At 70.9% G+C, this 12,972-nt stretch carries 12 protein-coding genes; 3 read left to right on the forward strand and 9 right to left on the reverse strand.

Features of this window, described 5'->3' with window-relative positions; translation table 11 throughout:
• Positions 1-110: 110 nt before the first annotated feature.
• A complete protein-coding gene (ettA, locus tag B1759_RS13340) occupies positions 111-1,781 on the reverse strand; it encodes an energy-dependent translational throttle protein EttA (protein ID WP_095515560.1) in 1,671 nt (556 codons plus the stop codon).
• A 165-nt stretch (positions 1,782-1,946) separates the two neighbouring features.
• Positions 1,947-2,354 carry a TerB family tellurite resistance protein gene (locus B1759_RS13345; protein WP_095515561.1) on the reverse strand — a complete coding sequence of 136 codons (408 nt, stop codon included), beginning with the start codon at positions 2,352-2,354 and terminating at the stop codon, positions 1,947-1,949.
• A gap of 189 nt (positions 2,355-2,543) precedes the next feature.
• Here B1759_RS13345 and B1759_RS13350 point away from each other — a divergent pair, with 189 nt between their 5' ends.
• The gene (locus B1759_RS13350) at positions 2,544-3,506 is read left to right on the forward strand and encodes a mechanosensitive ion channel family protein (protein WP_095515562.1); all 963 of its coding nucleotides are present in this window, start codon (positions 2,544-2,546) and stop codon (positions 3,504-3,506) included.
• A gap of 19 nt (positions 3,507-3,525) precedes the next feature.
• Here the strand turns inward: B1759_RS13350 and B1759_RS13355 are convergent, their stop codons facing one another.
• The 7 genes from B1759_RS13355 to radA form a co-directional block, all read right to left on the reverse strand.
• Positions 3,526-4,044 carry an adenine phosphoribosyltransferase gene (locus B1759_RS13355; protein ID WP_198948877.1) on the reverse strand — a complete coding sequence of 173 codons (519 nt, stop codon included), beginning with the start codon at positions 4,042-4,044 and terminating at the stop codon, positions 3,526-3,528.
• Positions 4,045-4,105: 61 nt separating this feature from the next.
• A complete protein-coding gene (locus B1759_RS13360) occupies positions 4,106-5,356 on the reverse strand; it encodes an N-acetylmuramoyl-L-alanine amidase (RefSeq protein ID WP_095515564.1) in 1,251 nt (416 codons plus the stop codon).
• A gap of 291 nt (positions 5,357-5,647) precedes the next feature.
• Complete coding sequence (locus tag B1759_RS13365; protein WP_095515565.1) at positions 5,648-6,340, reverse strand: hypothetical protein; 693 nt, start codon at positions 6,338-6,340, stop codon at positions 5,648-5,650.
• On the reverse strand, positions 6,337-7,785 hold the full coding sequence (locus B1759_RS13370) for a hypothetical protein (RefSeq protein WP_095515566.1): 1,449 nt from the start codon (positions 7,783-7,785) through the stop codon (positions 6,337-6,339). Before B1759_RS13370 ends, B1759_RS13365 begins: the two co-directional genes overlap by 4 nt.
• 75 nt (positions 7,786-7,860) lie before the next feature.
• Positions 7,861-8,505 carry an RNA polymerase sigma factor gene (locus tag B1759_RS13375; protein ID WP_095515567.1) on the reverse strand — a complete coding sequence of 215 codons (645 nt, stop codon included), beginning with the start codon at positions 8,503-8,505 and terminating at the stop codon, positions 7,861-7,863.
• A 2-nt stretch (positions 8,506-8,507) separates the two neighbouring features.
• Entirely contained in the window at positions 8,508-9,386 is an 879-nt protein-coding gene (locus B1759_RS13380; protein ID WP_158225256.1) for a class I SAM-dependent methyltransferase, read from the reverse strand.
• A 340-nt stretch (positions 9,387-9,726) separates the two neighbouring features.
• Positions 9,727-11,142 carry a DNA repair protein RadA gene (radA, locus tag B1759_RS13385; RefSeq protein ID WP_095515569.1) on the reverse strand — a complete coding sequence of 472 codons (1,416 nt, stop codon included), beginning with the start codon at positions 11,140-11,142 and terminating at the stop codon, positions 9,727-9,729.
• 185 nt (positions 11,143-11,327) lie between these two features.
• On the opposite strand from radA, the gene B1759_RS13390 reads away from it, so the two are divergent.
• Complete coding sequence (locus B1759_RS13390) at positions 11,328-12,137, forward strand: ABC transporter permease (RefSeq protein WP_095515570.1); 810 nt, start codon at positions 11,328-11,330, stop codon at positions 12,135-12,137.
• Between the two features lie 60 nt (positions 12,138-12,197).
• Positions 12,198-12,953 carry an ABC transporter ATP-binding protein gene (locus B1759_RS13395; protein WP_095515571.1) on the forward strand — a complete coding sequence of 252 codons (756 nt, stop codon included), beginning with the start codon at positions 12,198-12,200 and terminating at the stop codon, positions 12,951-12,953.
• The last annotated feature ends 19 nt before the right edge of the window (positions 12,954-12,972 follow it).

Here is a 12,972-nt window from a genome sequence, read left to right on the forward strand (position 1 = left end):
CGGCTGCCGAAGGCGTGTCACGGGGACAGGGGGGCGAGGCTCGGGGTTCAGGGTTTGCGAAGACCGGACCCGGGCGGCCCCGGCCTCCGACTCCTGAACGCTGTGCCGATCTACGCCCGCGTCAGGCGGCGGTGCGGTCCAGTGGGCTCGTCGTCGGGCACGCCGAGGCGGACCTTCCGGTCGGCTTCGTACTCGGCGTAGTTGCCGGGATAGAAGAACACGCCCCCTTCCTCGAAGGCCAGGATGTGGGTCGCGACGCGGTTCAGGAACCAGCGGTCGTGGGAGATGACCACCGCGCAGCCGCCGAACGCCAGCAGCGCCTCCTCTAGCGCACGCAGCGTGTTGACATCGAGGTCGTTGGTCGGCTCGTCGAGCAGGAGCACGTTGGCGCCCTCCTTGAGCGTGACCGCCAGCTGGAGCCGTCCGCGCTCACCGCCGGACAGCGTGCCCACCTTCTTCTGCTGGTCGGCCCCGCCGAAGTTGAACCGGCCGACGTAGGCGCGGGAGTTGACCTCCTTGGTGCCGAGCTGGATGAAGTCGGCGCCGCCAGAGATGACCTGCCAGACGGTCTTGTCGGGGTCGAGGTCACGCTCCTGGTTGACGTAGCCCAGCTGCACCGTCTCGCCGACGCGGAAGCTGCCCGCGTCGGGCTGTTCCTGGCCGGTGATCATGCGGAAGAGCGTCGTCTTGCCCGCGCCGTTGGGCCCGACGATGCCGACGATGCCGCCCGGCGGCAGGTCGAACGTCAGGTCCTCGACCAGCGTCCGGTCGCCGTAGCCCTTCTTGACGCCCTCGGCCTGCACCACGACGTTGCCGAGGCGGGGGCCTGGCGGGATGTAGATCTCAAGTTCGTCACGCTTCTCCTCGGAGAGCCCCGCCTGGAGCTCCTCGTAGCGCGCGATGCGGGCCTTCGACTTGGTGCGCTGCCCCTTGGCGTTCTGGCGGACCCACTCGAGCTCCTGGTGGATCGTCTTCTGACGCTTGGATGCGTCCTTCTCCTCCTGCTTGAGACGGGCCTCCTTCTGCTCCAGCCAGGACGTGTAGTTGCCCTCGAACGGGATGCCCTTGCCGCGGTCGAGCTCCAGGATCCACCCGGCGACGTTGTCGAGGAAGTAGCGGTCGTGCGTCACGGCGATGACCGTGCCCTCGTAGCCCGCGAGGTGCTGCTCCAGCCATGCGACCGAGCGCGCGTCGAGGTGGTTGGTCGGCTCGTCGAGCAGGAGCACGTCGGGCGCCTGGAGCAGGAGGCGGACGAGCGCCACGCGGCGCTTCTCGCCACCGGAGAGCGGCCCGATGGGCGCGTCGGCCGGCGGGCAGTGGAGCGCGTCCATGGCCTGCTGGAGGCGGGCGTCCACGTCCCACGCGCCGAGGCGGTCGATGTCTTCCTGGACCTTGCCCTGCTCGGCAATGAGCGCGTCGAAGTCGGCATCGGGCTCGGCGAACGCGTTCGAGATCTCCTCATAGCGCTTCAGCAGGCCGACGGCCTCGGCCATGCCCTCCTCGACGACCTCCTTGACGGTCCGGCTCGGGTCGCCCAGGTCGGGCTCCTGCTCCAGCATCCCGATCGTCAGGCCCGGCTGCTTCTGGATCTCGCCGTCGTGCTTGTCGTCCTGGCCTGCGATGATGCGCAGCAGGGTCGACTTGCCCGCGCCGTTCAGTCCCAGCACGCCGATCTTGGCGCCGTAGTAAAACGACAGGTAGATGTTGTCGAGGATCTTCTTGCCCGTCGGCAGGGTCTTGCCGACGCCGAGCATGGAGAAGATGATTTTCTGGTCGCTCACGCGGATACGGTTGGGTACCCCGGAAAGCTAGACGGGCCCTCTTCTCCACAGGGTGGATAACCCGTGGACATCCCCGCCTCGGCAGAGGGCCAGAGGTGACGGAGTCCCGGCGTCAGACGGCAGAAAGCCTGCGGCCTCTACTGGACCCGTTGGGCTGCCGAACCTCTACGGCGCCCCGACCTCGGTGCCGAGCGTCTGGGCCTCCACCACGAGCGCCTGGTACCGCGCCGCCCAGTCCAGCACGGCCGAGAACGTCCCTGCGTCCACCTGAAGCTGAGCGGCGACCGACCGGATGGCCGCCGTCTCGCTCGGGTGCAGCACCCCATCCGCGTAGGCGATCTGCAGCAGGTTGAGGAGCACCACGACGCGAGACCGGTCGGATCCAAAGAGCAGGTTTACGTCGCCGACGACGTTGGGCGCGGCCGCGGTCTCGGCGCCGAGGCCCGCCTCGATGTAGAACCGGTCGAGGCGCTCGACCTCCTGGATGGCGAGCCGGTTGTCGGCGTCGATGACCTGCCGCGCGAGGACCAGGAAGGCGCGGCGCTGCTCGGGGCGGAGTTCGTGGAGAAACATGGGCGGGGGGAGAGAGGACCAAGGTAACGGAGCCAGTGGGTGGCTCCGCGCGTGGTGGCGAAGGGATGACCGGGATGCGTGCCCGGTCGTCAGACGAGCGCCGACACCGTCTGGGGCTCAGAACCCCATGCGGTCGCTTCCCGTTTGGAACGGGCCCTTCTGTCGTTTCTCCTCTCCGTTCGCTCCTCCATGCAAGCCGACTCTCTCTCTGCCGACACCACCGGGGCGCCCGGCGTCACCGAAGCCGCTTCCGGGATCGTCGCCAAGCTCATCGGGTGGTTCGAGGCCTTCATCCTGCTGCTGCCGAACCTCGTGCTGGCGGTCCTGATCGTAGTCGCGGGCGCGTTCCTCGCGCGGATCGTGCGGCGGGTGGTGACGAGCGTCCTGGAGCGGACCACCGGCCATGCGCCGCAGGCGAAGAACGTCGTCGGGTTGATGGCGACGCTGGCCTATGTCGCGGTCCTCGCCGCGGGCACGTTCATCGCGCTGACCGTGCTGGACCTCGACGGGCTGGTGACGACGCTGCTGGCCGGTGCGGGCGTGGTCGGGCTGGCGCTCGGCTTCGCATTCCAGGACATCGCGTCCAACTTCATCGCGGGCGTCCTGATGGCGATCCGCAACCCCTTCGTGGTCGGTGAGATCATCGAGACGAGCGGGTTCACCGGGACGGTCCGCGAGATCACGCTTCGGTCCACCATCATCGACACGTTCCAGGGGCAGAAGGTGATTCTGCCCAACGCGAAGGTTTACGGCGATCCCATCGTAAACCACTCTGCGCGCGGCGAGCGGCGGATCGACCTCGCGTGCGGCGTCGGCTACGGGGACGACCTCGGGCACGCGCAGCGGGTGGCGGTCCAGGCCGTCGAGGGCCTGTCGATGCGCAAGGAGGGCAAGCCGGTCCAGCTCTACTACACCGAGTTCGGCGACTCGTCGGTCAACTTCACGGTCCGGTTCTGGGTGTCGTTCCAGCGCCAGACGGACTACCTGGAGGCGCAGAGCGAGGCGATCAAGGCGGTCAAGGGAGCCTTCGACCGGTCGGGCGTCACCATCCCGTTCCCCATCCGCACGCTCGACTTCGACCCCAATGGGGGCGTCGATCTGCGGGCGGTGCTCAAGGGCACCGGCGGGGCGCTGGGCGACGGCGAGGCCTAGCGCCTCGTCCCGAGGCGGGCTACACCACCACGACCGCCTCGGTGGGGACGCCGTCGGGCAGCGTCGCGCGGCCGTCGAGGAACGCGATCTCGACGGCGAACGAGCAGCCGACCACCGTCGCCCCGGCCGTGGCGACCAGTCGGCAGGCGGCGGCGGCGGTGCCGCCGGTCGCGATCACGTCGTCGTGGACGAGCACGCGCGCCTCGGCGGGCAGGTCGGCGGCGTGCAGTTCGATGGCGTCCTCGCCGTATTCGAGCGCGTAGGCCTCGCGCAGCGTCGCGCCGGGCAGCTTTCCAGGCTTGCGAGCCGGGAGGAAGCCCGCCCCGAGGCGGGCTGCCAGCGCGGCGCCGAACCAGTAGCCGCGGGCCTCGATCCCGACGACGTGCGTCACCCCGGCGTCGGCCCACGGCGCGGCCAACCGGTCGAGCATCTCGGCGAAGAGCGCCGGGTCGGCGAGGACTGGCGTGAGGTCCTTGAACTGGATCCCCGTCGACGGGAAGTCGGGGATGGTGCGGAGGGCGGCGGCGAGGTCGGGCACGTCGAAGAGAGTCGGGAGAGCGAGTGTACGAGCGGTCAGCCCCTCGTCGCGCGCCTCGGTTCTACTCCGCGCTGCCGAACTGGAGGCCGCTCTCGTAGCTCGCCTTGTAGTCGCGGACAGCCTCGAAGATGGCGCGCGCCGTCTCGTCCAGGCCTGAGGCCGAGGACAGGTACCGCGCCTCGTCCGGGTTGGTCACGAAGCCGACCTCCACGAGCACGGCGGGCATCGACGCGGCCCACAGCACCATGAAGTTGTCCTGCTTGACGCCGCGGCTGCGGCGGCCCGCGGCCTGAAAACGGCTCTCGATGAGGCGTGCGAGGTGCTGGCTTTCCTCCTGATACGCGCTCATCGCGAGCGAGCGGAGGATGTCGCCGCCCTCCTCGAAGTCGGCGTAGTAGCTCGGGTCGCTCTCCAACTCGATCACGGCATTCTCGCGCTGCATGACCTCGCTGGCGCGGGCAGAGCCGCGCGGCGCCAGGAAGAACGTCTCCGTTCCGTAAGCCGACGACGGCCCGGCGTTGCCGTGGACCGAGATGAACAGCTTGCCGCCTGCCTGGTTGGCAATCCGGCCGCGGTCGCGGACCTCGACGAACGTGTCGGTGTCGCGCGTGTAGACGACGCGCACGCCCAACTCGCGCTCGATCATGGGGCCCAGACGCTGGACGACAGCGAACGCGACGTCCCGGTCGGTCGTCCCGATGCCCACTCCGCCTGCGTCATGGCCGCCGTGACCGGCGTCGAGCACGATCGTGTCCAGCCGCCAGTGCTCGGCGCCCGTCGGGATCGCCACCGACGTGCCGCCGGGTACCGGGCCGACGCCGGTCGTCGCCGGAGCAGGGGGGAGGGCGCCCGCAGGCGGCGTGTCCGGGGACGTCGTCACAACGGACGGATTCGGGCGCCCGCCGCCCCAGGCCTGTCGCCGTGGACGGGGCGTGTCGGAGAACGACAGCAGCAGGTCGTCGCTGGCACGGTCCGGGTAGGCGCGGACGTGGACGCCCGGCTCGACATCGAACCGCACGACCACCTGATCGTGGTCCACCCCGACGCTGTAGCCACGGACGGGGCCGACGGCGCGCGCCTGCTCCACGGCGGGCGCGAGGCGGGCGCGGTACAGCACCAGCTCCAGGATCCCCTCCTCCTGGTCGACGCTGTACGCTCGCACGCGGCTCGATGTGTGGACGCGGGCCACCACCGACACGCCGTCCGGACTGCGATCGAACGACACGCGCTCGACATCGACATCGACATCGGCATCGGCGCGTGCGGGCGACGACACTGCGAGCGCGAGGAAGAGGAGGGCGAGGCGAAGCATGGAGTCGAGGGGCCAGGAGGACGGTCCGCGCGTCACGAAAAAACCGTGCCGTGGGGACAGATCCCGTCTAGGGCTTCGTCCGGTACCGCCGATTCCGAAACACAGGGGCAAAGTGGAACCCACGCGTTCCTTCGTCGGCGTGCAGGATCCGGGGGGGGACGCCGAACTCAAAAGTAAAGACCTGGGGCGGTCTACCTCAAGTGCTTTCTGAGAGGCGTGGAAAACTCCACCCGCGCTGACGCAGAGGCGGCGCGCCCGATGCCATCAGGCGACCGCGACCCCCGGTGTAGATCACTGATCGCCGACCAGTTCTCGGAGGCGCCCGTTCACGATGTCGTCATGGTGGCTCAGGCGCGTCCCGAGCGCCTCACGTGCCGACTCGAGACGCTCGGCGGCGACCCGGATCTCCTCCGCACGGATCTCATGCTTGAGAGTGAGCAGGTTCGACAGCAGGCCTCGAAGTTGGGTGCGTCGCTCCGACCGCTCGGGGCCGAAGGGGAGGGTGCGGACGCGTGCGGCGAGGCTGTCCACCTCGGCCTCCATGGCCTGCTCCTGCTGGATCAGGGTGTAGAGCGCCTGATCGCGTGCCGCGACGTCGCGCATGTAGGCGGCTTCCACGATGGGCATGACGCGCTCTTCAGGTAAGGCATCCGGCGTGACGTCGGCGAGGATGTAGACGCCGCGGTCTGGGCGGCTGGACGCCTCCATGGACACCAGGCGCTCGCCTTCGAGGACGTAGGCCACGCCGTCGATTTCGAGGACGGGCGAGATGGGGCCGCTGAACTCCAGCGCATCCTCCATGCTGAAGCCAGACAGGTCGAGTTCGGCGGGAACCGCGTTCGGGAGGTGGCGACCGTCGAGGTAGACCTCGCCGTCACGGACATCGAACGTGCGAACCGGAGCGTCCGACGGGTCGGTCTGGGCCGAGGGCGCGGCGACCGCGGCGAGCGCGAGCGTCGCGGCGGCGAGCAGGCGTCGGATCATCGTTGGGTCGAGGACGAGTCGGAACGGAAGCGGGCCCGCGCCGGGGTGCCCGCGCGGACGGACTGGAGGCCAGGCGCCGATCCGGCCGAGGGAGCCCTGGGAACACCGAAGGTCTCGGCCGGGGCGTCGTCCCAGGCGAGCGCGTCGGCCTCGTCGAGTTCCTGAAGCCGGAGTGAGAGCGCGCGGACGTCATCAGGCGTGTCCCACGACGGCGTCGGGCGGGCGGGCGATGGCGTCGGCCGCGTGGTGGGCTGGGCGGAGGCGACCTGCGGTGCAGCAGTCGGGGGACTGGGCGACGGCGTGGACGCTTCGCGGATCGCGCGCTGCGCCGCGGGGGCCACACCGGGCAGGGTCGCGGCAGCCGACAGGGCCGACGGGGCGCTCTGGGCGACGGGCGACTCCTCCACGAGCGGCTCGGCGGGGGCTTCGTTGGAAGGGGCGACGGGCTGCGGGGTCTCGGCGTCGGTCACGTCCGCCAGTGCGGCGACGGCCACCGGCTCCGCCTCGGGCGCTCCGCCGAAGGGGAGCACGACGAGGAGCACGAGCGCGGCCACCAGGGCCGTGCCGACACTCGCCCACACGCCGACGGGTGTGCGCCGACGAGTTGGGCGCACGGGAGCGCGGTCCGGCGAGGTCGCCGGGCGGTCCTCGCGGAGGGGAGCCGCTCCGGCCGTGACTGCGGCGAGGCGGACGGCGTCGAGCGTGGCCGCGGAGGGGCGTGGCCGCGGCAGGCGGTCGAGCACACGGAGCGACTGGGCGAAGACCGCGGCCTCGACGACCGGCACCTCCAGCACCGGCTCTGGCTCCAGTCCCGATGCCTCGGCGGCGCGGGCGAGCACCGCGGCCACGGCGTCGGCGGAGGGGCGCGGCTGCGGACGCGCGGCGAGCGAGCGTTCGATGGCGGTTCGCGACTGGGCCAGCACGGCGGCCTCCGCCGACTCGGTGACGGGGCCGTCCAGATAGAGCGCGCGGACCGGAGCCAGTGAGGCGGCCGCGTCGGCGGCTCGGGCCTCGATGGCTGCGATCACGCTCGCATCCGGACGGAGGCGCGGCAGGCGGTCGAGGGCCTGGGCAGACTGGTCCAGAAGCGCGGCCTCGACGGGCGAGGCAACCGAGAGCGCGTCCGAGGCGGAGAGGGGGGGCTCGGCAGCACGCGCGAGGACGGCGGCCAGCACGTCGGCTGAAGGACGGGGCTGCGGGCGCGAGGCGACGGCCCGGGCGACCGCGGCGTCCGTCTGCGTGAGCACGGCGGTCACGACGGCGGCGCGGGACTCCACGGCGGCGGTGGCGTGCGGCGACGGAGCCGGTACAGGCCAGTCCTCCAGAACCATGCGCAACTGGCGGAGGGCCTCCTGCTCCGCGTGTCCCGCATCGCCGGGCGCCAGCGGGGCGCCGAGTGACTCCACGTCATACGCGTGGCGAAGCGGGGTGAGAGCGTCAGACATCGGTGAGTGGGAGGGCGTAGCGAACGGGGCGGCTGGCGAACTCGTGTGTGAAGAGAGCGGGGGAGATACCGGCGGTCAGGCCGGGGTCGAGTCGGTGGGCTTCGGGGCGCCCGGCACGTCGGCCGTGATGCCCTCGAACCACTCGGGGTCGAGGATCTTGCGGAGGTTGATGAGCGCGTAGCGCATGCGGCCGAGGGCCGTGTTGATCGAGACGCCGGTCAGCTCCGCGATCTCGCGGAACGTCAGCTCCGACTGGTGCCGCATGAGGACGACCTCGCGCTGCTCCGGGGGGAGCTGGTCGATGGCCGCCTCGACCTCTTCCCAGAGATCGGCTCGGTTGAGGAGCGAGTCGGCCTCGGGGGCCTCGTCGGGCAGGCGATCCCAGAACGACGGCCCCTCCTCGTCATTGCTGAACTTGTCGACGTCGGTGAACTTCTTCTTGGCGCGGAGCCAGTCGAGGGCCGCGTTGCGCGCGATGCGCATGGTCCAGGCGAGCCAGCGGCCCTGGCTCTCGTACGAGCCGCGGCGGCGGTGCATGGCCTGGATGGCGCGGTACAGCGTCTCCTGGAACAGGTCGTTGGCCACGTCCCGGTCGCGCACCATGCCGACGAGGTAGCCGAAGATGCGCTCCTGGTGCCGGGCCAGGAGTTGCGAGAACGCGCGCTGGTCGCCCTCGTCGAGATAGGCCGTGACGAGTTCGGCGTCGGTGGGAGGAGGCATGGTCAGGCGTCGCCAGCGGAAGTCGGAGGGGGGACGCTCTCACGCGCGGCGGGCGCCGGGGCTCCCTCCCGCCGTGAGTCCGGGCCGGGAGCGGCCGTGTGAACCAGCAGGCCGTACTTGCCTGCATAGGCGCTCGGTGCCTCCGCGCGGAGTTGCTCAAACGCCTCGCGGACCGGCCGACCGGGCTCCACGTCGTCCAGCACGATCAGCGCGCCGTCAGCGAGGTGCGGACGCAGCACATCGAGGTAGCGGAGCGCGGCGCCCGCCTCGTGGTGCCCATCCACGAACACGAGGTCGAACGGCCCCTCCGCCTCGGCGACGCCGGGCAGCGTCTCGGCGAACGGCCCGACCACCACGCGCACGCGACACTCCGGGTCGTCGCTGACGCCGTGGCCGAGGCGGGCGAGGTGCCCCGCGGCCAGCGCGGCCAGCGCGGGCGCGCCCTCCAGCGTCACCAGCCGCGTCTCGGGGCCTCCGTCGGCTTCGTTGAGCGCCAGCGCCGCCGCGAGGTGCGCCGCGCCGACACCCAGGTTGGTGCCGAGCTCCAGCACGCGCGCCGGGCGGAGCTCACGCGCGAGGCCGAACAGGAAGCGGCCCCAGGCGGCGCCCGTCGCCGCGCGCCTGTAGATGTCCGCCACCTTGCGGACGGGCGGCTTGTCGCCCCGCGTCCCTGCGCCGTAGTCCACGACTTCGACGGTGTCGGCCGACTGCCGGAGGCGTGTACGCAGGGCATCGATGGCGGCCTCGGCGGGGCGTTCGGCACGCTGCAGGCGGAGGCTCGCCGCCCGCGACAGCGCCGCGCCTGCGCGACCGGGCAGGCCCGACTGGCCCACGCGGAGGAGAGCCAGGCCAGCGCGAAGCGGGAGGATGGACGGGTGCACGCAGTCGGGGGGAGAGGGCGAAAAGTACGGGGCGCCGAGGCGTGGGGGAAATCCCGGACTCGATTGCATAACGGAACGAGTGGCAGCGCGTTCGGTAGTGTGCCTGCCCCTCTCTCGGCCCATCTCTCTCAGAAGCCCGGTGAACCCGGACGCCCTCGGCGTCTCCCCTCGTGTTCGTCAGGGCGTCTTCGCTGCCTTCTGGTGGCTCGGCCATTCTTCGAAGCCCGGTCTCGCTCGTCGAGGCCGGGCTTCTCTGTGTACAGGGATGGGCCGGCCGGACGAGGCTCATCGGGGCGCGGCTGTCGTCGGCCATGAGCCCGCGTCCCGACGCCAAAGCTTCTCAGCAGACGAGGTCGAGCGCCTCAGACAGGCGGCGGACCGGCAGGATCTCCAGGCCGGCCGGCACCTTCAAGCCCTTCGCGTTGGCCTTCGGGATCATCGCCCGCTCGAAGCCGAGCTGCTTGATCTCCGTCAACCGCGTCTCGATGCGGCTCACTGCCCGGATCTCGCCCCCGAGGCCAACTTCCCCGACGACGGCCGTTCCGGAGTCCAGCGGCACGTCCTTCAGCGACGACGCGACCGCCAGCGCGACCGCGAGGTCCACGGCAGGTTCGTCGAGGCGGACGCCCCCGGCGACGTTGAGGAACACGTCGTTCTGCGAGAACCGGAGTCCCTCGCGCTTCTCCAGCACCGCCAGCAGCAGCTGGAGCCGCTTCGTGTCGAAGCCCGTCGAAGTGCGCTGCGGCGTGCCGTAGCTGGCGTTGGCGACCAGCGCCTGCACCTCCACCATGAGCGGGCGCGTCCCCTCCAGCGCGCACACGACGGCCGAGCCGGACGCCCCGAACTGGCGCTCCGAGAGAAACAGCGCGCTCGGGTTGCCGATCTCCTTGAGCCCGTGCTCGCGCATCTCGAACACGCCCAACTCGTTGGCGGCGCCGAAGCGGTTCTTGACCGCGCGCAGGATGCGGTAGGCGTGGTGCCGGTCGCCCTCGAAGTGGAGCACCGTGTCCACCATGTGCTCCAGCACGCGCGGCCCGGCGATGGAGCCCTGCTTGGTGACGTGGCCGATGAGGAACGTGGTTGTGGGCAGCGTCTTGGTCACGTCCAGTAGCGCCGCCGTCGACTCGCGGACCTGGGCCACGGAGCCCGGTGCGCTCGTCAGGTCCGGGCGGTAGACCGTCTGGATCGAGTCGACCACCATGAGGTCGGGCTGGAGATCCATGGCGGCGGCCAGGATGGCCTCGACGTTGGTCTCGGGGAAGAGGAACAGCCCGTCCGGGTCGATGCCCATGCGCTGGGCGCGGAGCTTGACCTGCTGGGCGCTCTCCTCGCCGGTGACGTAGAGCAGCGTGTGGCCGTCGAGCCCGCGCCCGAGCTCCGTCATCAGCGTCGATTTGCCGATGCCGGGGTCGCCGGCCACGAGCGTCAGGCTGCCGACCATCGCGCCGCCGCCGAGGACGCGGTCGAACTCCTTGAGGCCGGTCGGCAGGCGGTGGCGCTCGGAGACGGTCACGTCGCGGAGCCGCTGCGGCCGGGTGCTGCCGTAGGCCCCCGCCATCCGCGGCGCGCTGCCCCCGGCCGAGCCGCCGTCGCCGCCGACGGACCGGCCGCTGCGCATCACGGGGGCCTTGACGGCGGTCGGCACCGCTTCTTCGACGAGGGTGTTCCAGGCCTGGCAGCCGCCGCACTGGCCGGCCCAGCGGATCGAGCTGTGGCCGCAGTCCTGGCAGACGTACTGGGTCTTGGCTTTGGCCATAACGGGGAGGGGGCGGAGGTAGAGAGAGTCGGAGGTGCAGCGGAGAGCCCGCCCTCCATGACGTATCCCGACGCTCTCTGCAGTCGTGGAGAAACGAGGAGCGGACGCCCGGCGTCCGGAGGGCCCGTAGCTTGACCGAGGCGGGCCGGGCAAGATCGCCCCGGCCGCTGCCACCCGTTCGTCACATGGAAGTCCCCCCGCGCTTCGCCGACCGCCTCCGCGACGGCCTCGGTCCGCTCTGGCGGGTCCCCGAGGGCCTGCTCCAGGGGTTCGGCGCCTACGTCCTGCTCATCGCGCGGGCGTTCAACCTGCCGCGCGACCTGCGGCCGTCGCTCTACGCGCGCAACCTCGCCACCCAGATGGTGCAGGTGGGCATCGACTCGATCCCGATCGTGTCGTTGGCGACGGCGTTCTCGGGCGGCGTGGTGGTGGTGCAGGCCATCTACCAGCTGGAGAACCCGCTCCTGCCGCTCTCCATCGTGGGCACGTTCGCCGAGCAGTCGATCCTGCTGGAGCTGGGCACGCTGGTGACGGCCTTCGTGCTGTGCGGGCGCGTGGGCGCGCGGATCGCCGCCGAGCTGGGCACGATGCGCGTCAAGGAGCAGATCGACGCGCTGGAAGCGATGGGGCTCAACTCCCGGAGCTACCTCGTGGTGCCGCGCGTGCTCGCGGGCGTGCTCATGTTTCCCGTCCTGTACGTTGTCGCCGCGAGCGTCGGCATGGCGACCGGTGCGGCGGTGGCCGAGGCCTCAGGACTGCTGACCGTGCAGACGTTCTGGGAGGGCGCCCGGCTCTTCTTCCGCCCGTACGACGTGTTCTTCGGGCTCGTGAAGTCACTCGTGTTCGGCTTCGTGATCACCTCCATCGCGTGCTACACCGGCTACCAGGCCCAGGGCGGGGCCGAAGGCGTCGGAGAGGCGACGACGCGAGCGGCCGTGCTCGGCTGCGTCTGGGTCCTCTTCGCCGACTACGCCTGCGCCGCCGTTCTGCTGTGAGGGTCAGGGTTCGCGAGGACCCACGCTCGCGAACCCTGAACCCCGAACCCTGAACTCGATTTGATCCAGATCCGCGACCTCACCAAAGCCTTCGACGGCTCGCCCGTCCTCAAGGGCGTCGACCTCGACGTGCCCGAAGGCGAGGTGACGTGCATCATCGGGCGGTCGGGCTCGGGCAAGAGCGTGCTCATGCGCCACATCATCGGGCTGCTCCGGCCCGACACGGGCCGCGTGCTGGTCGACGGCGCGCCGCTGGACGAGCTGACGTACTCGGAGCTCCGGCAGGTGCGGCGCAAGTTCGGCGTCCTGTTCCAGGGCGGCGCCCTGTTCGATTCGATGACGGCCCGCGAGAACGTCGAATTCCCGCTCCGCACGTTCACCGAGCTGTCGGCACAGGAGGTGCGCGACCGGGCGTCGGAGTGCCTGGAGCTGGTCGAGTTGCCGGACGCCGGGCCGAAGAAGCCCGCCGAGCTGTCGGGCGGCCAGCAGAAGCGCGTCGCGCTGGCCCGCGCCATCGCCATCGAGCCGAAGTACATCCTCTACGACGAGCCCACCTCCGGCCTCGACCCCGAGACCTCCAACACGATCGACGAGCTGATCCACCGCCTCGGCACCACGATGGGCACCACCAGCGTCGTCGTGACGCACGACATGCACTCGGTGCTGTCCATCGCCGACCGGATCGCGTTCGTCCACAACGGGACGATTCCCTGGACCGGCACCGTCGACGACCTCCACCGGGCAACGGACCCCACGCTGCTGGCGTTCGTCCGCGCCAACGAGTACAAGATCGGCGCGCCGTCGCAGACCGCCTAGCGAGTAGACCGTGGTGCGT

This window comes from Rubrivirga sp. SAORIC476, from assembly GCF_002283555.1.
Lineage (GTDB): Bacteria > Bacteroidota > Rhodothermia > Rhodothermales > Rubricoccaceae > Rubrivirga.